Below are 23,750 nucleotides of genomic sequence, written 5' to 3'. Positions count from 1 at the left end.
GCCTTATTCCGGCGGGAATAAGGCTTTATTTTCCGCGTACCCTTTTTTGTTCAGCTCTCTGCAGATAATGCATCGGTAAATAAGTTATAAAAAAGACAACTAACGCAGCAGCTTCAAGCGTTACATAATACCAGACACCATTTCCGAAAAATGACAGCAGGGTCTTGGTTTCTGTCGGGCTTGCCAGATAGAAAAAATTGGTCCCCAGCAGCAGATTTAAAAAGAAGACTGGCACCGCAATCACGTTCAGTGTTAAAAAGCCGGCCAGCACCGCATTTTTCGGCACCCTGTATCCTTCAAACATAATAAAATATAGTACGGCTAATGGAATGGCTGAATGATGAAGAAAGTATTTGATGTAGCGGTAATGAGGAAATTGGTAAACCATATCTGGTGTCACCATGCTTAAAATGGGAGGAATTGCACCAATAAAATAAAGCAGCCAAAAAGCCTTTTGATTTGGCTTTAAAAATAGGAAAAGTGCAATAAAAGTGCTCAAGGAACATAACTGGAGCGGCAAATTTGACACATCCCACTGATTAGTCAGGACCAGCCATACATGATACGTCACTTCACAGGCAAGCAACGTAAAAAACAGCGTCCATTTAATGATTTTCTGATAAGCCCTGAGCGCCTGCCTGTAATAAACCAGCCACCAGGCCGTAAAAAAGAAAAGAAACAACGTAACCAGATGCATAAGCGAAAACATTTCAAAACCCTGCATTCCCGTTACCGAAAACATGATGTCATCACCCCTCAATATTCATTGAAGTGCTGTTTGATTCATTGTATTCACGGCTGGGAAAATTAACACGGTTCATATGCGGAAAAATTGAATGAATGCCCACGGAAGAAAGCGATTAAAACTCAAACATAGCAGAGGAAATTCAATCTGAATTCCTCTGCTATGTTCCATTTTACCCATGCAGTTCTTCAAATGCCTGATACACATTGGCCCTTACCTGAATGCCATTCAGATTAATGCCGAGCGTAACAATCGTCTGTGCCACTTCCGGGCGGATTCCTGTAATGATGGTCTTAACGCCGACAAGCGATAAGGCTTCAATTACTTTAAACAGCTGATCTGCCACCATCGTATCGACAATCATGACACCGGAAAGGTCTAAAATTAAATGAGACAGCTTTAGGTGTGCAGATTGTTTTAATGTTTCTTCCATTAACAGCCGTGCTCTCCCTGTATCAATATTCCCAATTAGCGGCAGGATGCCCACCCCTTTTGATAGGGGAACAACCGGGACAGATAGCTCAAGGAAAGCCTGCTTTGCATTCTCGAGGGTTAACTGATGGTATTGGACATAAGCCATGCTGAAACAATGAATGGAATGATCCAGCAGAGGATCTATCAAATAGACAACCTTTAAGATCTCTGCAGCAGGCATCTCATGCTCAATCATTGTTTCCTCTAGTTCTTTCCAGATATATTTCCGATAATATCCCGCATCCTTTAAAGCTTCATCCAAAGGGATCCCGAGCTTGAAGAAATACTCGCCTGTCCCCTTACACCATTTTTCAATCTTTTCCATTGCTTTATCTTTGTTCTCATGATTCAGCAATGCTTCACCAAACAATTCAATAAACTCAGCACGAATCTGAACAATGTGAGCTTCCATTTTCTCAGCCTGTGATCTTTCTGTTTCAGTCATCTCGACGTCGCTCATTCGATCCTTATGCAGTTTTTTTGCTATTGTGTCCTTCTCTTTTATAATCTTTTCCCCTAATAGACGCATCTGATTATTCATGTTCTCCCCCTATAACACCTTGATTTAACCCTTTAAAAATGAGCCCGCCTCGTCCTAAACACATTACCTTACCCGGTTGTTTTATAGAATAAACCTTTGAATTAATTTTTAAGGATTATTAGTGATTACCTGCCCCTTTTTCTATAGGAAGAGTATTGAGTTATTCCTTATAATTAACTACCGTTTTCCAACCCGCATCTGAATTTTGGTCACCATAAACCCAACATGACAACATTTTCTTCAGTTCTCCGCCTGTATTCGTAGTCATGACCACCAATATCCTCCCTTGCCCAATTCAATCCGTCATCCCCATACCAAGCAAATCCCTGCCCCCGCCTCTGTCCGCCCATTTTCACCATGGACACTCACCCTCCTTATCCCGCTTGGAATATAGTATAGGAGTTAGAGGGGGGTGACCAAGATCAGCCATTTATATACTGCCAGCTCCTCCAGCCTGCAGAGTTTAGAAGATTGGCAGCTGAATGCCTTAAATAGATTCCAGAAAAAGATGACCGGCAAAGAAAAACCCTTCCCCTGCATCCCTGCTACCATCGGGTTTGCCAACAATCAGCTTCGTTATGGATTTGCGGACGATCCAGGAGATCCGGCCTCTGTCCAGCAGACAGCATCCATCCTGAAGGAATTCACAAAGCACTCAAGAGATTACGGAAGCTACACTTCACTGATCATTTTTTATAAACAGAAGGATAATTTAAGCGTGGAGGAGTATGAGCAGCTTTTTTGGGACCAGCTGACTGGACTGTCTGAGATAGATGAAGTGGAGTGGCCAAACGGAATCCCTAAAGACCCGCACGATCCGCTTTGGGAGTTCTGCTTTCACGGGGAAAAATACTTTATGTATTGTGCTACCCCTGCACATAAAAATAGGCAGAGCCGCCATTTTGATACGATGATGCTTGCCATCACGCCAAGATGGGTTCTGCAGGAGTTCATGAAGAAGCGAACATTTGCATCCCGCATTAAAAATCAGGTTCGCAAAAGGCTACTCAATTATGACACTATCACCATCCATCCTGATTTGAACAGTTATGGCGACGAAGACAATTTTGAATGGAAACAATATTTTCTTCGGGATGATGATACCGCGATTTCCAAATGCCCCTTTCATCGCCTGCTGGGGACGTTCAAGAATAAATAGGAGGACAGAAGCCGCTTCTGTTCTCTATTTGCTTTTTCTATCGATATATAAAGTACCGTCCTGTTGGACTTGTGCAAAAAATACATCTTCTGGTGAACGGATATTTGCTTTTTGCAGTTCCCTTTCAAGCCAGCTTTTTTCTAACTGTAATTTAGATAGATTTTCTGAATTGACCTTTCCATCGGAAATAACATCTGTAGGTAATGGAAAGAGAACATTTTTTATGCTCTGAATGTTTAAATCTTTTTTCGTAACTGGCTGCTGACTTTCTTTTTTCAAAACAGACAGATCTCCGTTTGATTCCAGTATGGCGCAATCGACATCCTTAAAGGAGAATATATCCTTCTGCCTTAATAACGCCTGAAGCTCATCCAGGTCCACCCTTGCTGCTTTAAGAGCGGCTTCCATAATCCGGCCTTCTTTTATGACAATCAACGGGTCACCTGTTGTAACTGACCTTCCCTGTTTCGATTTGAGGTCGATGATATCCAATGCGATGGTGTAAGCCGTCCAAACAATTAGTGCGATTACCCCATCTTTAATGGGGGTGCTGTCATCCACGACAAGGTTTCCGGCAATAGACCCGATTCCGATGGCTGAAGCCCAATTGAAAAAGGTCATTTGCCCAATTTCCTTCCGCCCCATCAGCCTTGCCAGCATAAATAACACCAAAAACGAGATGGTTACACGGAGTATCGTCTCATTAACTGACATTTTTAAGCCACACACCTTTCAAGATATACCTTTTTTATAAGAGCCTTATAACCTCCCTGGAGCAATACAGCCAATCCACAATATTAAGTCAACATTTTTATCACTTCATCGGAAGTCACAATCACTGCAAATTCTTTATGCAATGCCGCCAGCTCCAATTCCTGCACTGTTTTCGCCGAATGGACAACTCCCTTATGATCAGTGATGTCAAAAGCAGCAACCGCATCTGATACCAAATAGGTGATAAACCCTAGATTTCCGCTCATCCTCGTTGTGGTTGAGACACAATGCTGTGTGGATAGGCCTGTGATAAAAACAGATTTGATCTGCTGCTGCCGCAATTGGATTTCAAGCTCTGTGCCGATGAAGGCACTATTTACATTCTTTGTAAAAACCTGTTCCCCTGATTTTGGAGCCACCAAGTCCTTAAATTGGATTCCCGCTTCATTTTTATGATAAAGAGGCGATTGCGGATCAAGCGACAAATGCTTTGAAAAGAATATGGGCCACTCCCGCTTCCTCCATTCAGTCAGCAGGCGAAACGCATTGTTTTCAGCATGGAAATTGTTCCGCTTCCCCCAGTAAGGGTCATCAAATCCCTTTTGCATGTCCAAAACCAACAATGCTGGTGCATTAGGAAATTTATTCATCGCACTTCCCTCCTAAAAGGATAGTTAATTTACTCTGGCGACTCCGTTTGCAAAATGCTCCCAGAGGATCGCCTCAACCTGTTTTCCTTCTTCTTCATGGCAGCCAATAATCAAAATAACCTCAGACTTTACTCCTTTTAGCAGCCGCTTATTTCTAGTTCTTAGCTTAATAAGGGTGAAATCAATTGCAAAGCCAATCAGAAATCCAGCCGCAGCCCCAATCAATCCCCAATAAATTGGTCCCCATTCCAATATAAATCCTCTGCTGGCTCCAACAACTGAGAACATTACCGCTAGGACCATCCCTTTATTTATAAGTGATACTCCATCTGACTTGTGAATTGTGTCAAACATCCGTGGATCCTCCGTCCGGTTATCCAGCGGGACCGAGTATATGTCAGTTATTCCCTGCTGTTCCAGCTTCCTGATTGCAAGTTCAAGATAGGGTGAATGGTCAAAGGTTGCAAATACCTGCATTTACTTCACCTTAATGCCTTTCTGTAATTGAAATGAATTTGTTTGATAATACTTTCTCAAGAACTTCTTCTGCTCGGTATCATATAATTTATTGTTTTCAACAACGTTCATATAGGTATCATAAAGTGTAAAAAAATAAAATGATGGCAAATAAAGCAGCCACTGTGCATTTAAAACCTGAGATGATTTCTTAAGTTCTCCTATTAGGAGGTAATGGAATGCTTCGATAAAATGAGAAAAATGGACAAGTACAACCGTCATAACCAATGTAAAAAAGGCGCCAAAAATTCTGTGGATGTATAATTGGCCAAGGCTTGGGATGGTCAACGACCAAAAAATAGCGGCTATGGGGTCTCTTTTATCCAGGTAATTGATCTCGAATGGTTTTATCACTAATCTCTTTATGGCCCCTGCGTCTTTTTCGTTCAGGAGAAAAATTTTATTCATGTCTACAGTTGTCCGGTAACTATCCCAGATGGCGAAAATATATACAGGAATATACAAATGCATGTATCTGATATCTATTACATCTTTTGCTTTTTGAATATCTCCGATGAAGCTATAAACCATGGCTGAATTCAGATGAATCATTTGGTTTATGAATAATTCCCAAATAACCAGGGAAAAGCCCCTAAGATATTTATTTAACAGCAGATGACCGTAGCCCGGAAATACTGCAGACCACATAGCTACTACATAGGGATCTCTCAAATGAATTTGTGAGGTTCCAAAAATACTTAAATAAGCAAGCTTAGGACCCGCTTTTTGATTCTTGTATGTATATGGCATAAATCCACCCCAGCTTTATCTGAAAAAACCATTATTGGTATTTTCTATCAAGAAGGATCTTTTCATACAGTCTTTTAAAAGTCATTAGCATTGCATTCGATGAAACTGTAAACGAAAGTTGATATAAAGTTTATTTTCATTTTGTAGAATAGCCATTGAAATTAGTTTTAGGAGGCATTCATGTGAAAAAACTGCTGCATGGGGTAACAGATTGGGTTTCCACCAAACGGGGAATGTGGATTACGATTATCGGCTGGCTTGTGCTGATGATTGGCTTAAGTGCAGGTCCGATGCTTGGAGATTATAAAACCAATAATTTCCAGTCGCTTCCTGATGAGGCGAAATCCATTATTGCCCAAAATAAAACAGAAGAATATTTTCCAAACAAACAAGGAACTCCGGGCATCCTGGTTTTCCATAACGAAAATGGCGAGGTTCAAATCGAAGAAGCTAAACAGATTCTGGAAGGAATCATGAAAGAAGATATCGATGGAATCAAGACGATTATCGATATCAGCAAGCTTCCGCCGCAAGCACTTGGCTCTTTCATTTCTGAGGACAAGTCCACCTTAATTGTGCCGATGGAGCTTGAACAGGGACTTGGCAATGACCAGTATGCCGAAATAAATGATCATGTGTCAAAAGTGGGTAATAAAATTGCGAAGGATCTTGAAAGCACTTCCTTTTATATCACAGGTCCAGCCGGTATTGCCGGAGATACAGTCAAGCTGTTCGAACAGGCGGACTTTGTTCTCCTGATTGCCACCGTTGTCATCATTCTTGTCTTGCTTATAGCCATTTACCGTTCACCATTGCTAGCTATCATTCCGCTTCTGGCAACGGCGATCGTCTACCAGGTCGTAAACCAGAGTGTTGCTTTAATGGGTGCCGGCGGACTTGAGATCAATAACCAGACGACCTCCATCATGAGCATTTTGCTGTTTGCTGCCGTGATTGATTATTCCTTATTTGTTTTCTCCCGTTACCGTGAGGAGCTTAACCATTTCGAAAACAAATATGAAGCCATGAAACATGCCATGCGGGCAACCGGCGAGCCTGTTTTCTTTGCGGGCGGAACGGTTCTTGCTGCCATGCTGGTTCTGTTCTTCGCGGAATTTCGTGATTATCAGAACTTTGCCCCGATTTTCGGAACGGCGATGTTTTTTATCATGCTCGCGTCAGTTACACTGGTTCCAGCTCTATTCACCCTGTTTGGACGCAAGGCGTTTTGGCCGAAGGTTCCTAAATACGGTGCTGAAACAGAAGTTAAACATAGTGTCTGGGGACCCATTGCCAGATTCGTTGTGAACAAGCCCGGCCTTTCAGGCGGAATTGTCGGCATTTTCATGCTCATCACAGCGTTTAATATTTTCAGCCTTGATTATGAATTCGACACCGTCAAGAAATTCCCGGAAGACCTGCCATCGCGGGTTGGCTATGAAATAGTCGAAGCCAGATATGACAAAGGCGAGCTGGCTCCTTCGACACTTCTGGTTGTCAGTGATCAGAAGCTGGCTGAAAACGATACAGCAGCGATAAGTGAAAAGCTGCAGGAATATGAGGAAGTTGCCTCTGTCCGCCTGTCTGCTCTATCCGAAGACGGCAAGGCGGCAAAAATGAGTGTGGCATTATCCATCAATCCATATTCAAACGAAGCCATATCCTTTATGAAAGATTTGCGTAACGACACACCTGAGTTATTAGAAGAAATCGGTGTGGAAGCTGAGTCCTACTATAGCGGGGTCACTCCGAAAATAGTGGACGAACAGGATGTCAACAGCAATGATATAATGAAAATTGTCCTGCTTGAAACGGTCCTGATACTTGCATTGTTATTTGCACTAACGAAATCCATCAGGATGCCGATCTACATGATGGCAACTATTTTGCTCTCATTTGTCTCGGCTTTAGGGCTTGGGATATTCCTGGTTGATGTATTATTCGGCTTTGAAGCCATCAGCTCCCGTGTTCCTGTCTATTCTTTTATTTTCCTTGTAGCATTGGGGATTGATTACAACATCATCCTGGTTTCGCGTTTTATGGAGGAAAGGAAGAAACACCGGGTGAAGGACGCTCTTGAAATTAGCATCCGCAATACGGGCGGCGTTATCTCTTCGGCTGGCCTCATTCTGGCTGCTACCTTTGCCGCCCTGATGACCATGCCAATCGCGGACTTATTCGTCTTCGGCTTCATCGTTGCGATGGGAATATTGATTGATACCTTCCTTGTGAGAGGGATGCTGCTTCCGGCATTAATCTTATTTTTTGAAAAAGATAAGGAAACTTCCCGGCAAAAAATTTCGGAATAGAGTGAGGGTCCCTCCCTATTCCCTTTAAGGAGGCCCTGCTATGAAAATACTAGTCGTAGATGATGATGTGCATATACAAAAACTCGTAACGATTCATCTAAATCATGAAGGCTATCAGGTGCTGCGTGCGAACAATGCTCAAGAAGGATTGGCTCTCCTGGAAGAGCAGACGGCAGATTTAGCTGTTGTCGATGTCATGATGCCTGGCATGAACGGATTCGAACTCACCAGACTTCTGACAGACGACTTCGGAATCCCTGTTATTCTTCTGACGGCAAAGGGACAGCTCAGTGATAAAGAACAGGGCTTCCTATCTGGATCTGAAGATTATATTGTCAAGCCGTTTGAAGTGAAGGAATTGCTTTTCCGGGTAGCCGTGGTGTTAAGAAGAGCCGAGCGGGCGATGGAAACAGTCGTTAAAGCCGGTAATCTGACCATTGACAGAAAAAGCTTTGAAGTGGAAATCAATCAGGAGACCATCCTTTTTCCATTAAAGGAATTTGAGCTGCTCAGCCTGCTGTCTGCCCGCAAAAATAAAATAACACAGAGGGCCGCATTGATTGAACAGGCTTGGGGAGCCGATAATGAGGGCAGCGAACAAACTTTAAATACCCACATCAACCGAATTCGCGACCGGTTGAAAAAATATGGTGCAACCGTTGAGATCCAGACTATTCGCGGCATCGGGTATAAGCTTGAGGAAACCAAATGAAGACGCTCTACCGGAAATTCATCGCAGCCACACTTGTGATCTTAGCCATAAGTATCCTTCTTTCCTTCTTTTTAACCAACTGGGTCTATATGGCTTCAACAAAAGGAAAAATCGACAGACACAATGTCGGTATTGCAGAGGAAATCGCCAATGGCCTTGAACATATGCATTCCTCCGGCTCCACTTATGAAACGTATCTAAATTCGATGAGCAAGCTCGGCTATCAGCTCTATATCGTAAGTGATTCCGGAGATGGAGAATTCTTCGGGCAGCCTTTCAATAAGACAGATCTGCCTGAAGAAGCTGAAAAGGTACTGACTGATCAGAAAGTGTATCATGGGATGGAGAGCTTTGCCGGCCAATTTCTGATGATGGGCCATTTTTCAAACGACCTTGAAAATACGGTCGGCGTCCCTTTTACCATGGACAACCAGAATTACGGGCTATTTCTCCGTCCCGATAATAAGCTGCTTTTCTCGGACATTCACATGATCTTCGCGTGGTTCTTTGTCGCCATTGCCGTTGTCAGCATTACCGGGGTGATCTGGTTCGCCAAGCATCTGATCAAGCCGATTACGAAGCTGACGGAGGCGACCAAGGAAATTACCCGAGAGAATTTCAACTTCCCATTGAATATTGAACGAAGGGATGAAATTGGACAGCTCGCGGAAAGCTTCAGCCGCATGCAGGATCAGCTGCAGCACAATGATGAGGCCCGCAAGTCATTCATCAACAATGTGTCCCATGACTTTCAATCGCCTCTTATGAATATTCAAGGGTATGCGGAACTTTTGCAGACACAGAAACTGTCAGATGAAGAACATTTCGAATATGTACAGATTATCGATCAGGAGTCCAAGCGGCTTTCCAATCTGACCAAACAGCTTCTACTTTTGACTTCACTTGACCAGAAATCTTATCCGATGAAGCTTTCGGAGGTGAAACTGGACGAACAGATCAAGGAAACCATCCGAAGACATCAATGGCGGCTGGAGGAAAAAGAAATTGAGATCTCCTACAAGCTCGCGCCCGTCAGTTTGAAGGGGGACCCGGAGCTTTTGGTGAATATCTGGGACAACCTTCTGACAAATGCGATAAAATATAACTCGCATGGCGGCAGCATTCTGATCAGCCTGTCTCAAACCCAAACAGCAATTGAAGCTGTTTTTAAAGATACCGGGATTGGAATATCAGAGAATGCGATCAGCCAGATTTTTGAGCGCTTTTACCGGGTGGACTCGGCCAGGAAAAAAGATGGCACAGGACTCGGGCTATCGATTGTAAAACAAATCATTGAGCTGCATAATGGGGAAATCAAGGCAGACAGCAAGGCTGGCGAAGGCACCACCTTTACCATTACATTTTTCAGGGAGAAACAACGGGAGGAATAAACATTATGGAACAAAAATGGAGTATTAGATTAATAAGATTTGCAGCTATCTTTGGCATTATCGGAACCTACCTTGGGTCGCATATGTCCGGGCAGATGGATTATTCGTTAAGGCCCATTCATGCCCACATCCTGCTGGTAGGATGGCTTTCCGTCTTTGCCTGGGGAATCTTTTATAAAGTCTACCGCGTAAAATATAAAAAGCTCGTATCCATTCACAGCATCCTTGGAATGGCAGGAGCACTTGGTCTGACTATCGGCATGTGGATGTATACTTTAAATCCGTTTAATTTAGGAGATACCTTTGTTCTGGTCTTCTTTATTGTCGGCGGAACCCTGCTGTTGTTTGCCTTTGCACTTTTTGTGGCGATTACCTTTTTAACTGAAAAAACATCGGAACAGTAAATTATAAAAGCAATGCAATCCTCTTTTGGAGGCTGCATTGCTTTTTTAAAATGATAAGAAAGGAGAAATTTTAACTTTGAGAACTGTCTAGCGCAAGCAGCCTGCCCCCCTCGAGGTGTCGGAGGTGACCAAGGCGCTTGCGCTTTTCTTTAGTCAGCCTTGCTGCAATGAATTCCAATAGGCTTTAGCTTCCGCTTCCAAAACTTTTAATCTCTTATAATAGTCAGGAAACTCGTTAAGATGCGCCAGTGCAATTTTCCCTGTAAGAAGCGGATCATCTCCAGTAACATTAGTCTCCCTTGATCGTTTTCCATGTTCCAGTTCTGTATTAACACCCATCCAGAATTCATTCAAATCAAACTGTGTTTTCGTAAAATCGATTCCCAATAGCAGTGCAATGGCTGCGGCCTCTTCTTTGGAAAAGCCTGCCATTTGTCTGCTGGTATTTGGAAAAGACTGATGATTCACATGTCCTCTGCCTAAGTGATACCCGTAAGGATTATAAGAGTAATACAACAACTTTCACCTCTCATTGCCAGATACCATAATGTATGTGAATGATTTTTTTAGGAGCATGGACTTGAACAAAATTAAAAAGGGCCCAAAAGGCCCTTTCCTAACAGCATCTTCCTGTATTACCGATCATCGAGATCCCGCTTCCGTTACCGCTCCGCTCTAAAACAAGATCTTCGGTGTTTGGTTCAATAATTGGGTCGATTGCTACTTTGATTTCATTGATAGTGACAATAATATCATCTGCTTCCGGCTCATCCAGAGCCAGTCCTATTCTTGGCTGTCCTCAGCCATAGCCGTCAAAAAAGATGCGGACGCTGCTGGCATTTTGCTCTTCCAGCATTTTTCTTAATTCGTCACGCGCATTGTCTGTGATAATCAAATTTGTTCCCTCCCTTTGAATGTTTACTTTCCTGTTTCGGAAAATGTTTTAATGCGGCTGCCGATTTCATCTCGTACACGCTGAAAGAAAGCCCATTTTTCTTCTTCTGTACCTTCTGCTTTCGCAGGGTCATCAAATCCCCAATGCTCGCGCTTTACATGGGGAGGTGTCATAGGGCATTTATCAGCCGCGTCTCCGCAAAGCGTGACAACCAAATCCGCATTATTGAGGATTTCAGGATCAATGATATCAGAAGTCTGTTTGGAGATGTCAATCCCAGCTTCCTTCATTGCTTTTACAGCATTTGGATTCAAACCATGTGCTTCAATCCCTGCACTATAAACATTCCATTCTTCACCTAAATGCTGTTTTGCCCATCCTTCTGCCATCTGGCTGCGGCATGAGTTGCCTGTGCATAGGAAGTAGATCGTTTTTTTAGTCATGTTGAGATTCTCCTTTTTAGATAATCATTAGCCAAATGTACAATCCGGTTAATGTGATAAACAGTGTTGGAATCGTTAGTATGATCCCTGTTTTAAAGTACGTTCCCCATGAGATTTTAACTCCCTTCAGGGACAATACATGAAGCCACAGCAAAGTTGCGAGGGATCCAATCGGCGTGATTTTCGGGCCTAAATCCGATCCAATCACGTTGGCATAGATAAGGGCTTCGCGTATGATGCCGCTTGTATCGGTTTCAGCAATGGCCAAAGCGTCAATCATAACGGTTGGCATATTGTTCATGACAGAAGATAGGATGGCTGCAATGAATCCCATTCCGATTGTTGCTGCAAATAGTCCCTGGTCAGCTGTCATTTGAATTAAATCTGCCAAAACATTTGTAAGACCAGCGTTTCTAAGTCCGTAAACCACTACATACATGCCAATCGAAAAGAATACGATAGCCCAAGGTGCACCCTTGATAACCGTGCGCGTATTCACGGCTGGGCTTCTCCGCGCCATGAACAGAAAGAACACCGTTACAATGCCTGCGATGAATGAAACTGGGACACCAATCCACTCACTGGCAAAATAGCCTATTAATAAGATGCCTAAAACAAGCCAAGACAATCGGAACATTTTGCTGTCTTTAACTGCTTCTGCTGGTTTTTTCAAATGAGATAAATCATAATTCTTTGGTATGCTTTTTCTAAAGTATAAATATAAAACTAAAATGCTGGCACCCAGTGAAAAGAAGTTCGGAATAATCATGCGGGACGCATATTCCACAAAGCCGATGCCAAAAAAATCAGCGGAAACAATGTTGACCAGGTTGCTGACAACCAATGGCAGAGACGTTGTATCTGCAATAAATCCGCTTGCAATAATAAATGGAAAAACCAATTTTTCTTCAAATTGAAGGTTTCTCACCATCGCCAGGACGATTGGCGTGAGAATGAGTGCCGCTCCATCATTCGCAAAGAATGCTGCGACAACCGCTCCCAAAACGGAAACATAAATGAACATCTTCACTCCGCTGCCCTTTGCCGCTCTTGCCATATGTAAAGCGGCCCATTCGAAGAACCCGATTTCATCTAAAATCAGCGATATAATGATGATGGCAATAAAGGTTAATGTGGCATTCCAGACAATGGATGTAACATCTATGACATCATTGAAATCCACCACACCGGCTATTAAGGCGAGGATGGCTCCGCCGCATGCGGACCAGCCGATGGACAGACCTTTTGGCTGCCAAATGACTAATATGAGGGTGACTAAGAAAATCACCGATGCTAAAATTATTTGAGTCAATGTATTCCCCCCTCTTACTCACATGAAATTCGCAATCCCTGCTCTTCCAATTCTGTTAATAAGTAATCCTGGCTTGGAAGGTGATCAAGCACAGTCTGAACCAATTGGTAATATTCACTCTCCTGATTCAATGAATAAATAATCCACTGACCCCTCCTGTTTTCCCTTACCACACCTGCATCTTTTAATTTCCGAAGATGCTGGCTGATGGCCGGCTGGCTCATTTTAAAAATCTCCACAAACTCACACACGCAGCAATCATGGTTGTTTAATAGCTTTACCATTGTGAGCCGTGTTTTATCGCCTAATAATTTTAAAATGGATGCTGCCTTGCCGATTTCGACTGTGGATTCTATCATGATTTCATCACCTCCGCTTTGCATATATTAATATATAATGATTTACTTATATAAGCAAATGGTTTTTTATTAATTACGGAAACTATGGCGGCTATTTTTTCTGCGCTTCTGGTTTTTCGGCGCCAAAAACGCTTTATGACAACCTTTTTTATACTCCGCCTCTGTGTTTTCGGCGTCATGAATGTTCTATGGCGACCAATTTTTACTGCGTAGCTATTTTATCGGTCTCATAAAAGCAACCAAACAAAAAGCGGCTAAAACAAAACTTTAGCCGCAACCACAATATTTACAGAAGTTTTTCCATAGCCATCACGTCCACAAATTCTCCGTCTAACACACCCTGGTTTTGAAATATCCCTACTTCACGGAACCCCATTTTCTTATACAGACTCTGTCCCAGTCCATTAAATGGAAAAGTAAATAAAACCAGCTTATGGAACTTGTTTTCTCTTGCTTTCTTTTCGAGGGCAGAAAGCAGCTTCCCGCCTGCCCCCTTGCCCCTGAATTCCCTCGAGATATAAACTGAGATATCTGCCACTCCATTATAAGAACAGCGGCTGCTGTACGGCTTTAGAGAAGCCCAGCCGATAACTTGACCCTCTTTTTCTGCGGCAAGCACACTAAATCGTCCCTGATGCTGTTCAAACCAGTCTGTCATATAGGAAAGATCTTTTTCCTCTGTTTCCAATGTAGCGATGCGGTCTTTTATTCCCTGATTATAAATCTCCATAATCTCTTCCAAATCTGTCTTCTTCGCTAAACGAACAACAGTCTCCCTGATCATTGCAGTTCCCCCGCTAATAAGATTCATAAATCTCTTTTCTTATAAAAGTGTTAAACCTCTTTGCTAAAACTGTCCAAATCGCAGCTAAAATAAGCAGTATGAACGAACCGCCCCAATATAAAAATGTAAAACCAGCATCTAATTGGATTACTATGTAACTAATTGCAGGTCCTAAAGCTGCCCCTACATCTTGAAAGATGGTGTATACCGTAAGGAAAGACACCACGTTTGCAGTTTTTGCTGTGTCCAGGGCAATCGTATCCAGAATGGTTGATAAAATAGTAGCACCGGCCATCACTAAAAGAGTAACTGCTATCCAAAGCCATAATGGAAGTTTAGCAGATACCAAGCCAAAGACAGCCCCTGCAAAAATCAGGGAAACAATAAAATTCGGCAGCCTCCCCGACGCCCCATCAGACCAGTGCCCCACTGTTTTCCCCAGAAAGGGTTCCCATGTCCACCTTACCGCTTGGATTAGGCCTGATAAAAAAGTAACACTGACAACCACATTCCATATTGATATACTCTCTCCGTAAAAATGTTCAATCAAGGAGCTCATTGTGGATGTAACTATTCCCTGATATAGCATGGCAAGGAGAAAGCCTGATACAATAATAACTGCTTTATATGCGGTCCTGCCAATGAAAGACTTCTCTTCAGCCATTGTATCAATCTTTCCGGGTGTCTCCTCAACTTGATTAATTTTAGAACTCAGCATTAGAGGAAGCCCCAATAGGGACAATAATCCAAATGCAATGGAAACCGTGCTTAAACCTATAATCGGAACAAGCAAGCCCCCTACCAGCATTCCGACCAGGCTTCCTGTTCGGTAGAGCCCGTTATATAAGCCCATAGAACTTCCACGCTTATTGTTTTCAGCATATACGGCAACAGCCGACAATCCGCCAATTCGAAAAAATGACCAGGCAACCCCCCATAATGCTCGGAGGATCACCCAGGCCGCAAACCCTTCGAAAACACCATAGCCTATCGTTGTGAATCCGCCTAACAGGACGGCAATGATCAGGCCGGCCTTTAATGAAATGTGTTTATATATCCAGCCTGCAAATGGATTAAAAGGCAATCGTATGAAACGGTTTATGGAAAGGAGCACACCCACTTGCCAAATTGACTCAAGCCCAGCAGTTTCCCAATAAATAGGCAAGGCAATATACAGCATGGAATCACCTAAGAGACTTAAAGCTGTGACGATGGCGACTATTATAATTGGCTGTGAAGATAATTGATCTTTGATAGTCACCAGGATTCATCCTCTCCGGTTATTAAATTTAATCATTCGGATGTTTAATTAAATCCCGATAAGCCAAAATAAATTGTTCATACGTTTCCTTCCCCATTTCTATCTCCCGCAATCGAAACAGCCTTTCAAACGTTTTATCTTTAGCTTCCTCAACAGAACACCCAAAAGCATTCATGATTAATTTCATATAGGAAATAAAGTATTCTTTTTTGAGTGCTCCGGCATGATTTATGGTCATTATTATCACCTTTTCAATTACATTATAAAGAGAAGCGAATCAATTGCAGCAGGATGATGCAGACTCTTCAAAGGAACTTTTAAAATTAACGCTGCATACACCTGTTTCCGGCAAATCCAGCTCCACTTTTTCTGCAGCAGCGAAATCACCGCTCAAATAAGCAGCCACAGACCTGACCTGCTCATAGCCTGTCGCCATCAAGAAGGTTGGAGCACGGCCATAGCTTTTTGAACCCACAATATAAAAATTTTTCTCAGGCTGTCTTAATTCCTTTTCTCCATGGGGACGAACCGTCCCGCAGCTATGAATATTAGGATCAATTAATGGTGCCAATGAACCTGCACTTTCAGTTGCAGAATCAATGGAAGTACGAAGTTCACTTATAATTGAAAAATCTGGACGGTTTCCTGTATTGACAATCATTTCATCGATTCCATTCAGGCTTCTCTGCTTCCCGTTTTGGCTGCCTATTAACTCGATTCCCGTTTCCGACTCTTTGACGAGCTGGATACGAAATGGAGTAACGGCCTCCACTTGCCCTTTATCAAACAATTGATGGATTCTGCTTCCGAGGCGGCCGCGTGCTTCAAGTGCATCTTTTTCTTCTCCTCCATAAGCATCCTCAACCTGATTTCTTCTCATAATCCATAAAATCTCCGTTTTGGGATAGGACTCTTTCAAAGCGGCTAAATCCAGCAAGGCATTAATCGCTGAATGGCCTCCGCCGACAACTGCAACTCGCTTATTCCGATAGCGCTGCTGCTCACTCCCTAATACATCGGGTATTCCATAAAATATCTTTTCATTTAGTTTCTTCTCATCAGCCAGCCAAATTCCGCTTGATGAAGCCGGATTAGGATTTCCCCAGGTTCCTGCAGCATCAATGACTGCTCTCGATTCGAAAGTTTTGTACTCTCCATTCTGCTCAGCATGGATAACAAAGGGACTGTATTCCCGGTTTGCGGTTTTCATTTTATCGGTGTCTTTTCTGCCAACTGATAAAACTTTTGTATTAAGGTGAATGAAAGGCTTTATTTCAGGTAAGCTGGACAGCGGCTTTAGATAGTGTTCAACAAGCTCTTCCCCGGTAGGCAGTGCTTCCAATTGCGGCTGTACCCAGCCATTTGCGCTTAATAAACTGGCAGCAGCTTTATCAATATTGTATCGCCATGGTGAGAATAACCGAACATGTCCCCAGCTTTTAATATTGGCTCCCGCTTGCTTGCCCGCCTCGAGCAAAATAAATGATTGCCCCCTGCTTGCCAGGTGTGCAGCAGCTGCCAGTCCCACAGGTCCGGCGCCAATTATAGCCACAGGCAGCTCTTTTGTTTCCCTCTTGCCTAATGAATTCTTTTCTAGTTCGTTTTTCTTAGGTGTGCAGCATCCTTTTACAAGATCATTCTGATTAGTCATGCTTTCTCCTCTTTTCTCCAATTATTTTTACTTGCAAAATGCAAGTTTTTTACTCCAGAGGCATTTACCCCTGAAACGGCTTACAGCATGCACTGGATTTTGCCATTGCATTATTTAACAAATGAATCGAGCGGATGACTGTTTCTTTTTCAAACTCATTCATTTGTGAAAAAACCTCTTGTAAAAAAGAATTCATCTGCTGATCGATAGAACCTGCAATATATTTCCCTTCAGCAGTCAGCGAAAGAATACTGATTCTCTTATCAGCAGGATCTGGCGTTTTCTTAACTAAGTTCACTTTCACTAAAGATTGAACCTGCCTGCTGAAAGTTGTGATATCGGTCCCTAATGTATCTGCAATCTGCTGCATGGACGGGTTATGCTGATTGTCAATCTCATAAAGAATATGGCTTTGAATGAGGGAAATATCGCATCCGCCGACACTGCAGCAATTTTTATTGAGTAAGCCAAAACGGCGCGTCATTACTTGAAACAAACTGCGAAGATTTTCCATTATTTTCACCTCTTGGTTACATTATAAATATATTATTTGTATTTTGCAACTAATTTTTATTTATTTTTCTAGCAAAAAAAACAGACCAGCATTCAGGTCTTCTTCCAATTATTCTTATAACTTAAAACTTTATTAAGATGTCATCCCCAGACCAATGACTCCAATTAAGATAAATGCCAGGGATAATAACTGTTTATATCCGAATCTTTCTTTAAACCAGAACAAACCTGCGAGTGTTATGCCAATGCTTCCCACTCCAGTCCAAATAGCATAAGCCACACCAGCTGGAATCCTTTGCATAGCCATAGATAAACAGAAGAAAGAGAAAATAAAACCAACTGTCATTACAGCAATCGGCCATTTCTTTCTCGTTCCATCCATGTATTTCATGGCAATTGTGGCGATCACTTCTTCGATCCCCGCCAGAACCAATAATCCCCAAGCCATTAAGATTCACCTCTCGCTTCCGTGTTTTCCTGTTTCGTAAAAGTCTTCATACCCATAATTCCTGCCAATAATATTACCAGAAAGAATACTTGAATTACCGAAAAAGGCTCCCCCATTAACACACCTAAAATATAGGTGCCTACTGTTCCAATCCCGACAAATACGGTATAAGCCGCTGCAACAGGAATTACCTTATATGAGCGGATCAATAATATGAAACTTGCTGCAATAAGCACAGTGGTAATCGTCCAATCCAAGAATGAATCTGCATATTTTAGACCTGAAGCCCACATCACCTCAAGGATGCCGGCTGCAAATACTAACATCCATTTCATTTACTCTCAACTCCCTATGAATGACAGTCAGTCATTTTTCCTTAAAGAAAAATTATTGGAAGCATTCCAATAATTTTAGCCCGTGATTAATGATTTCCTGATAAATTTAAAAAGCTCTTCTTTATATACAGTCGGGGACTCATCCTGCTCGCCGCCAATATAATATCTTTCAGCAGCATTTTCGATAAGGTTAATGATGGTCCTTGAGTTCCATTTCACATTTATGCCTGCATAAATTTCTTCTTTTTGAACTGCCTTGCTGATTTCAATCTCAAGCCATTCGTAATATGGCCGATATACCTCTTCCCACTTTTCCAGGGAATGATTGAATGCGAGTCCTGAGTATACAAGTACTATGATCTCTTTATGTTCATCGGTAATCTTGTAGGTCTCATCAATAATGACATCCAGAGTACGCCAGAAGCTTTCTCCTTCCTGGACCTTACTCTTCATGCGATCGAGAATTTTAGTGAGAAGTGAATTAGCGATTGCCGGTACCAAATCACTTTTTGAAGAAAAATATAAATAGAACGTTCCCTGGGCGATGCCTGCTTTCTTAACGATCTCTGATACCGAAGATTTTTCAAGGCCTTTTTCAGAAATAACCTCTATAGAAGCGTTCAGGATTCTACTGTATTTATCATCTGGCCGATCCTGCATGGATTTACCCTCCTTGCCCAAGAATGACTGACTGTCATTCATTATAAGATAGAATTGGTTTTTCAGCAAGAATTAAAATTTTTTACCTACTAGTACAGTTCTCCTCTTTTTCAGGTATGCACAAAGTTTCTCATAAAATATCATATTAACTGCCATAACAAAAAAATAAAAAAGGACAGAGTAATAAAACTCCCATGTGTTATAGGAAAATAAATGGAAACAAAATACGGATATTGCCTCTAATAAACTTAATGAAGCAATGCTTGCTAAAAGAAAAAAGACTTTATTCCAATTGCGGACTTTATATATGTGCATGAATAGCAGAACTGTTCCTGGATACACAATAGTTTGAAGGAATATGTCTGTCAGCTCCCCGCTGTTCCGATCAACCGTGTCATAAAAATCATAAGGCGGCATCGCTAAAAAATATTCACCGATGGTGGTCATTTGCAAATTGAGCAGAGATATGCAAATGATTTCCGACCATAGTAACCTGCGATTTTTTATTGTTACTAAATAAACGCAAATAACAATCAGGATGGTAATTACAAGAGCATACCATTCATTCTCATCAAAATTTTTTGGAAGTATGGGCTGTATTCCTTTTTCATACATCTCCTTCATCGTTTAACACCCCTTCTCGCCTGAGTATCGGCGGCAAAACCTCCAGAAAGTACACACTAATAGAGAGGACAATCATGGCAAGGATCAAATCAATCGAAGGATACCAGCTCTCACTTTTTGATACAAGTACACCAGATAGAAGCAGCAGTTTTTCGATAAAAACGCCGCCAGCAACCCATGTAAAGCAAATCATTACTTTTACAGATAACTTTATTTTTGTACGCAGTGCATACATGACCCACATTAAAAGAGCGGGAAATATTATGCCATATTGAAGTCTGGCCGACCAAAATGGCAGATGCTCTTCCACCACCCTAAGGCGCTCATATGGAGAAGATAGAATATAAAAAAAGCCTTGGCACAAATAGGACGTAAACATGAAGAGTATGAAGACTTCAAAAGAGTCAAATTTTTGATTAAGACGTTTGAAACTGAATAGCAATAATAGCGAGATCAGAACGAGTGTAAAAAAAATAACTATCATGAAATTGCATTCTTGTTTTGTTATCGATAAAAATAGTTTTTCTCAATTATTATTAAATATTCCCAAATTGCTAATTCCTTAGTGGAGTTTCCAAAAACTAATTACTTTGCACAAAGTATATTATCACTTATAATAAATTTGTAAACGCAATTTAAAAAGATAACTTAAGGGGGATTTAAAATGGGGAAATTCGATAACAAAATTGTATTGGTTACTGGCGGAGCATCAGGAATGGGAAAACGCATGACTGAGCTTTTAGTCGATGAAGGGGCATATGTTATTGCAGCGGACATTAATAAAGAGCTCCTGGACGTTGTCAGCCAAAATGAGGCAGTGGAAGGCAAATTGCTGAATGTCATGTCTGAGGATGATTGGAAAAAGGCTGTGGAAGAAATTGTTGCTGATCATGGAAGAATCGATGTTCTTATCAATAATGCGGGCATTTCAAGTGAGAAGCATATGGATGATGTGACAATTGAAGATTGGGATCTCATGATGCGCATCAATGGTTTCGGGCCATTTGCAGGAATGAAGCATGTTTTGCCGCAAATGGTCAAACAGCAGAGCGGTGCCGTTGTGAATATTTCCAGCTACACAGCCATGGTGGGAATGGGAACAAACACATACACTGCTTCAAAAGGGGCTGTCAGAGCCATCTCCAGAGCGGCAAGCACACAGTTTGGCCGATTCGGGATCAGGGTTAATGCTGTTTTCCCTGGAGTTATTAAAACGCCAATGACAGAAAACCTGTCAGAATCCAGTGAAGTGCTGCAAAGATTAATTCAGGCAACTCCGCTTCAAAGACTTGGTGAAGCGGATGACGTGGCACGCGCTGTCTTGTTCCTTGCTTCAGATGATGCTTCTTATATTACAGGAGCAGAATTAGTTATTGACGGCGGATTTTCTGCACAATAAACACAAAGAACTGTTCCCGCTGCGGGACAGTTTTTTTGTGTTCCCTCATCTCCCATGTGATGGTTTGCAAAGTTTAATAGGAGCAGCTGCGCTGAATACGATACAGCAGCTTTTCCCCCTGTTCTTCCATTTGGTATTGCCATGCTGCTTGCATTAAAATGACATTAGGGTAAGATATCCTGTATTCGAGCAAAGGTATTGTCTAAAAAGGAGTTACCAATCATGTCTATCCAAATTGTCATTCTCGGTCTACTAGAAGAGAAAGAATATCACCCATATGAAATGAAAAAAGTCATTTTAGAACACAAATGGGATCACCTATTCCCCGTTACGGACGGCAATTTATATCATGCCATCCGCAAGCTCGAAAAGCATAAGTGGATCCAGGCGGAAAAGCAGGAACAGGTGAACAACCGGCCAAACCGGACTGTCTACCGAATTACTGAAGATGGAAAAAATCAGCTTTCTGAAGAAATCATAGAGGTCTTTAAAAAGCGGATGCCAGAACCGCGATCCCTTTATCCAGCCCTATTGTTTGTTCAATCAGCCCAAGTCTCCGAAGCAGCTGAACATATAAAAAACTGGATTTCTGATTTGAAGGCAGAAAGCAAAGTAAAGCATGACTACCAGGCGGTCATTCCCAATCTGATACAGGAACATTACAAGGGCTTAAATGAATTTTATATGAATTGGCTGACAAAGATTCTCCAAGTAGTAGAGTCTCCGGATGAGAGGTAAGGGGGTATATCCACTTACCTTCTTTAATATCAACCCAACACCCTGTAAAAATTTTACCAATTCCCCCAAAAGCTATGTACTTTTCACTCGAAAGCACTTATACTATTCTGAATATTGTTTTTTTCGCAAAACGAAGGATGTTCGAAATACCTATAGGGAGTGTCTTGAGTTGAGAACTACAGCAAAAATGGATTCAAAAAAAAACCTTTTACTAATGGCTGGCATTATCTTTGTGGCTTTTAATTTACGCCCAGCGATTACATCAGTCGGGCCATTGATTGGGGCTATACGGGATGAAACGGGAATTTCCAATGGTGCAGCAGGTCTTCTGACCACTCTGCCGCTCGTTGCCTTCGCTATGCTCTCCCCTTTTGTGCCAAGGATCGCCCAAAAGCTTGGCAGTGATTGGAGCATTCTTTTGGGGTTAACGATTTTAGGAGCCGGCATTGCAGCCCGTTCTGCAGGAATGCTGCCTCCGCTGTACATAGGAACTATTTTAATAGGATTAGGGGTAGGTCTTTGCAATGTCCTTCTTCCGGGAATGGTCAAGGAAAAATTCCCGCAGAAAGTTGGCCTGCTGACAGGAATTTATACATTTTCAATGGGAATTTGTGCAGGACTTGCCCCAGGTTTCAGTGTCCCGCTTGCTGAGGGTCTTGGGGTAGGCTGGAGGCTCTCGCTTGGAGCATGGGCTGTCCTGATCTTAATTGCCATACTTGTCTGGCTTCCTCAGCTAAAAAAGAAGAAGAAAAAAACGGAAGTATCTGCTGTATCTGCACCAAAGTCTTCCATGTGGACCTCTCCCATCGCCTGGCAGGTCACATTGTTTATGGGATTGCAATCAATGGTCTATTTCAGCGCTACTACCTGGCTCCCTGAAATTCTTCATAGCCAGGGACGGGAAATCGCCGCAGCTGGATGGATGGTAACGGTTCTCCAGTTTTCAGGACTTCCTGTTAATTTTATTATCCCTGTTCTTGCCGATCGGCTTCCTAACCAAAAAGGGATTGCTCTTGGAATCGGTATTTTCACTTTTGCCGGCATTACAGGTCTGCTTTTAAATGTTAATGGCATCATCACTAACATCAGTATCGTTCTAATCGGAATCGGGCTAGGCGCTGCGATCAGCCATTCCTTAACCCTGATCGGCCTTCGTGCTGAAAATGCAAAACAGGCTGCCAGTCTTTCAGGAATGGCGCAATCCGTCGGCTATCTTCTCGCTGCAGCTGGACCGATTCTCATCGGCTCACTATATGACCTGTTCCAGTCATGGACCATTCCGCTGGCCTTGCTTTTGGTCATAACTGTAATCTTTACAATTTCCGGAATTGGAGCGGGGCGTGATCAATTTGTTTTGCAAGAAAGAGACCAAAAACAGAAAAAGACCGCTTCAACCATTGCTTAATACTAGTAATCTTACAATTCGTTCCGAGGCTGGACCGGGTTCTGACTCTGATCTACGTTTTACTGCTTTCTGTGTCTGAAGTTGACCCAGGTTCTGACTCAAATCCAGGTTTTCCTCCTTTCTGTGTCCGAAGTTGACCTGAGTTCGGACTCTGATCCAGGTTTTCCTCCTTTCTGTGTCCGAAGTTGACCCGGGTTCGGACTCTGATCCAGGTTTTCCTCCTTTCTGTGTCCGAAGTTGACTCGGGTTCGAACTCTGACCCACGTTTTTCTCCTTTTTGTGTCCGAAGTTGACCGGGGTTCGGACTCTGAGCCAGGTTTCCCTCCTTTCTGTGTCCGAAGCTGGACCGGGTTCGGACTCAGACCTCCGTTTTTTTGCTTTCTGTGTCCGAAGTTGACTCGGGTTCGGACTCTGACCCACGTTTTTCTCCTTTTTGTGTCCGAAGTTGACCGGGGTTCGGACTCTGATCCAGGTTTTCCTCCTTTCTGTGTCCGAAGTTGACTCGGGTTCGGACTCTGACCCACGTTTTTCTCCTTTTTGTGTCCGAAGTTGACCGGG

At 42.5% G+C, this 23,750-nt stretch carries 29 protein-coding genes; 8 read left to right on the top strand and 21 right to left on the bottom strand.

What is annotated here, in order from left to right; all coding sequences use genetic code 11:
* Nucleotides 1–25: 25 nt before the first annotated feature.
* The 3 genes from AC3WTL_RS02000 to AC3WTL_RS01990 all read right to left on the bottom strand — a co-directional run bounded on the left by AC3WTL_RS02000 (nucleotide 26) and on the right by AC3WTL_RS01990 (nucleotide 2,125).
* Complete coding sequence (locus AC3WTL_RS02000) at nucleotides 26–742, bottom strand: YwaF family protein (protein WP_248347939.1); 717 nt, start codon at nucleotides 740–742, stop codon at nucleotides 26–28.
* A gap of 175 nt (nucleotides 743–917) precedes the next feature.
* Entirely contained in the window at nucleotides 918–1,760 is an 843-nt protein-coding gene (locus AC3WTL_RS01995; RefSeq protein WP_283934794.1) for an STAS domain-containing protein, read from the bottom strand.
* A 209-nt stretch (nucleotides 1,761–1,969) separates the two neighbouring features.
* On the bottom strand, nucleotides 1,970–2,125 hold the full coding sequence (locus AC3WTL_RS01990) for a hypothetical protein (RefSeq protein WP_283934795.1): 156 nt from the start codon (nucleotides 2,123–2,125) through the stop codon (nucleotides 1,970–1,972).
* Nucleotides 2,126–2,181: 56 nt separating this feature from the next.
* Between AC3WTL_RS01990 and AC3WTL_RS01985 the strand changes: the two genes are divergently transcribed.
* Nucleotides 2,182–2,919 carry a YqcI/YcgG family protein gene (locus AC3WTL_RS01985; protein ID WP_431189183.1) on the top strand — a complete coding sequence of 246 codons (738 nt, stop codon included), beginning with the start codon at nucleotides 2,182–2,184 and terminating at the stop codon, nucleotides 2,917–2,919.
* Between the two features lie 24 nt (nucleotides 2,920–2,943).
* On the opposite strand, the gene AC3WTL_RS01980 is transcribed toward AC3WTL_RS01985, so the two are convergent.
* The 4 genes from AC3WTL_RS01980 to AC3WTL_RS01965 form a co-directional block, all read right to left on the bottom strand.
* The gene (locus AC3WTL_RS01980) at nucleotides 2,944–3,633 is read right to left on the bottom strand and encodes a YetF domain-containing protein (protein WP_492368863.1); all 690 of its coding nucleotides are present in this window, start codon (nucleotides 3,631–3,633) and stop codon (nucleotides 2,944–2,946) included.
* A gap of 83 nt (nucleotides 3,634–3,716) precedes the next feature.
* A complete protein-coding gene (locus AC3WTL_RS01975; RefSeq protein WP_197249503.1) occupies nucleotides 3,717–4,283 on the bottom strand; it encodes an isochorismatase family protein in 567 nt (188 codons plus the stop codon).
* A gap of 24 nt (nucleotides 4,284–4,307) precedes the next feature.
* On the bottom strand, nucleotides 4,308–4,760 hold the full coding sequence (locus AC3WTL_RS01970) for a hypothetical protein (protein WP_197249502.1): 453 nt from the start codon (nucleotides 4,758–4,760) through the stop codon (nucleotides 4,308–4,310).
* Nucleotides 4,761–5,549: a hypothetical protein gene (locus AC3WTL_RS01965; protein WP_197249501.1), complete on the bottom strand. Its 789-nt coding sequence runs from the start codon at nucleotides 5,547–5,549 to the stop codon at nucleotides 4,761–4,763. It abuts the gene before it with no gap.
* A 182-nt stretch (nucleotides 5,550–5,731) separates the two neighbouring features.
* On the opposite strand from AC3WTL_RS01965, the gene AC3WTL_RS01960 reads away from it, so the two are divergent.
* The 4 genes from AC3WTL_RS01960 to AC3WTL_RS01945 are packed head-to-tail and all read left to right on the top strand — an operon-like array spanning nucleotide 5,732 to nucleotide 10,365.
* Nucleotides 5,732–7,858 (top strand): MMPL family transporter, encoded by a 2,127-nt coding sequence (locus AC3WTL_RS01960; protein ID WP_197249500.1) that lies wholly within the window; start codon nucleotides 5,732–5,734, stop codon nucleotides 7,856–7,858.
* Between the two features lie 40 nt (nucleotides 7,859–7,898).
* Complete coding sequence (locus tag AC3WTL_RS01955; RefSeq protein WP_197249499.1) at nucleotides 7,899–8,570, top strand: response regulator transcription factor; 672 nt, start codon at nucleotides 7,899–7,901, stop codon at nucleotides 8,568–8,570.
* Entirely contained in the window at nucleotides 8,567–9,961 is a 1,395-nt protein-coding gene (locus AC3WTL_RS01950; protein WP_283934799.1) for a sensor histidine kinase, read from the top strand. Before AC3WTL_RS01955 ends, AC3WTL_RS01950 begins: the two co-directional genes overlap by 4 nt.
* A 5-nt stretch (nucleotides 9,962–9,966) precedes the next feature.
* Nucleotides 9,967–10,365 (top strand): hypothetical protein, encoded by a 399-nt coding sequence (locus AC3WTL_RS01945; RefSeq protein ID WP_197249497.1) that lies wholly within the window; start codon nucleotides 9,967–9,969, stop codon nucleotides 10,363–10,365.
* Between the two features lie 153 nt (nucleotides 10,366–10,518).
* Here AC3WTL_RS01945 and AC3WTL_RS01940 read toward each other — a convergent pair whose 3' ends face one another.
* From AC3WTL_RS01940 to AC3WTL_RS01875, 14 genes are all read right to left on the bottom strand, one after another.
* Entirely contained in the window at nucleotides 10,519–10,881 is a 363-nt protein-coding gene (locus AC3WTL_RS01940; RefSeq protein WP_241746662.1) for a DUF5661 family protein, read from the bottom strand.
* Between the two features lie 402 nt (nucleotides 10,882–11,283).
* Entirely contained in the window at nucleotides 11,284–11,703 is a 420-nt protein-coding gene (arsC, locus tag AC3WTL_RS01935) for an arsenate reductase (thioredoxin) (protein ID WP_197249496.1), read from the bottom strand.
* 16 nt (nucleotides 11,704–11,719) lie between these two features.
* Nucleotides 11,720–13,015: an arsenic transporter gene (locus tag AC3WTL_RS01930; protein WP_283934800.1), complete on the bottom strand. Its 1,296-nt coding sequence runs from the start codon at nucleotides 13,013–13,015 to the stop codon at nucleotides 11,720–11,722.
* 14 nt (nucleotides 13,016–13,029) lie between these two features.
* Complete coding sequence (locus AC3WTL_RS01925; protein WP_197204476.1) at nucleotides 13,030–13,374, bottom strand: ArsR/SmtB family transcription factor; 345 nt, start codon at nucleotides 13,372–13,374, stop codon at nucleotides 13,030–13,032.
* 286 nt (nucleotides 13,375–13,660) lie between these two features.
* Nucleotides 13,661–14,158 carry an arsinothricin resistance N-acetyltransferase ArsN1 family A gene (locus AC3WTL_RS01920; protein WP_492368862.1) on the bottom strand — a complete coding sequence of 166 codons (498 nt, stop codon included), beginning with the start codon at nucleotides 14,156–14,158 and terminating at the stop codon, nucleotides 13,661–13,663.
* A gap of 13 nt (nucleotides 14,159–14,171) precedes the next feature.
* Nucleotides 14,172–15,419, bottom strand: coding sequence for an MFS transporter (locus AC3WTL_RS01915; protein ID WP_492368861.1), 1,248 nt, complete (start codon nucleotides 15,417–15,419; stop codon nucleotides 14,172–14,174).
* 28 nt (nucleotides 15,420–15,447) lie between these two features.
* Nucleotides 15,448–15,657 (bottom strand): hypothetical protein, encoded by a 210-nt coding sequence (locus AC3WTL_RS01910; RefSeq protein ID WP_197249493.1) that lies wholly within the window; start codon nucleotides 15,655–15,657, stop codon nucleotides 15,448–15,450.
* A gap of 39 nt (nucleotides 15,658–15,696) precedes the next feature.
* Nucleotides 15,697–17,070 carry an FAD-dependent oxidoreductase gene (locus AC3WTL_RS01905; RefSeq protein ID WP_492368860.1) on the bottom strand — a complete coding sequence of 458 codons (1,374 nt, stop codon included), beginning with the start codon at nucleotides 17,068–17,070 and terminating at the stop codon, nucleotides 15,697–15,699.
* 64 nt (nucleotides 17,071–17,134) lie between these two features.
* Nucleotides 17,135–17,584 carry a MarR family winged helix-turn-helix transcriptional regulator gene (locus tag AC3WTL_RS01900; RefSeq protein ID WP_163140790.1) on the bottom strand — a complete coding sequence of 150 codons (450 nt, stop codon included), beginning with the start codon at nucleotides 17,582–17,584 and terminating at the stop codon, nucleotides 17,135–17,137.
* Nucleotides 17,585–17,716: 132 nt separating this feature from the next.
* Nucleotides 17,717–18,031, bottom strand: coding sequence for a DMT family transporter (locus AC3WTL_RS01895; RefSeq protein ID WP_197249491.1), 315 nt, complete (start codon nucleotides 18,029–18,031; stop codon nucleotides 17,717–17,719).
* Nucleotides 18,031–18,366, bottom strand: coding sequence for a DMT family transporter (locus tag AC3WTL_RS01890; RefSeq protein WP_492368859.1), 336 nt, complete (start codon nucleotides 18,364–18,366; stop codon nucleotides 18,031–18,033). Before AC3WTL_RS01890 ends, AC3WTL_RS01895 begins: the two co-directional genes overlap by 1 nt.
* Before the next feature lie 75 nt (nucleotides 18,367–18,441).
* Nucleotides 18,442–19,026, bottom strand: coding sequence for a TetR/AcrR family transcriptional regulator (locus tag AC3WTL_RS01885; protein WP_197249489.1), 585 nt, complete (start codon nucleotides 19,024–19,026; stop codon nucleotides 18,442–18,444).
* Nucleotides 19,027–19,098: 72 nt separating this feature from the next.
* Nucleotides 19,099–19,650: a hypothetical protein gene (locus tag AC3WTL_RS01880; RefSeq protein WP_197249488.1), complete on the bottom strand. Its 552-nt coding sequence runs from the start codon at nucleotides 19,648–19,650 to the stop codon at nucleotides 19,099–19,101.
* Nucleotides 19,634–20,134 (bottom strand): hypothetical protein, encoded by a 501-nt coding sequence (locus tag AC3WTL_RS01875; RefSeq protein WP_197249487.1) that lies wholly within the window; start codon nucleotides 20,132–20,134, stop codon nucleotides 19,634–19,636. Before AC3WTL_RS01875 ends, AC3WTL_RS01880 begins: the two co-directional genes overlap by 17 nt.
* 180 nt (nucleotides 20,135–20,314) lie before the next feature.
* On the opposite strand from AC3WTL_RS01875, the gene AC3WTL_RS01870 reads away from it, so the two are divergent.
* The 3 genes from AC3WTL_RS01870 (at nucleotide 20,315) to AC3WTL_RS01860 (ending at nucleotide 23,192) form a co-directional block, all read left to right on the top strand.
* A complete protein-coding gene (locus AC3WTL_RS01870; protein ID WP_226617637.1) occupies nucleotides 20,315–21,049 on the top strand; it encodes an SDR family NAD(P)-dependent oxidoreductase in 735 nt (244 codons plus the stop codon).
* Nucleotides 21,050–21,271: 222 nt separating this feature from the next.
* Nucleotides 21,272–21,787, top strand: a complete 516-nt coding sequence (locus tag AC3WTL_RS01865; protein ID WP_197249485.1) for a PadR family transcriptional regulator — start codon at nucleotides 21,272–21,274, stop codon at nucleotides 21,785–21,787.
* A gap of 214 nt (nucleotides 21,788–22,001) precedes the next feature.
* Entirely contained in the window at nucleotides 22,002–23,192 is a 1,191-nt protein-coding gene (locus tag AC3WTL_RS01860; RefSeq protein ID WP_197249900.1) for a CynX/NimT family MFS transporter, read from the top strand.
* Nucleotides 23,193–23,750: the final 558 nt, after the last annotated feature.

It is taken from the genome of Cytobacillus sp. EB106-05-05-XG126 (assembly GCF_058791715.1).
The sequence above is the reverse complement of the archived record's forward strand: the minus strand, read 5'-3'. Positions and strand labels throughout refer to the sequence as shown.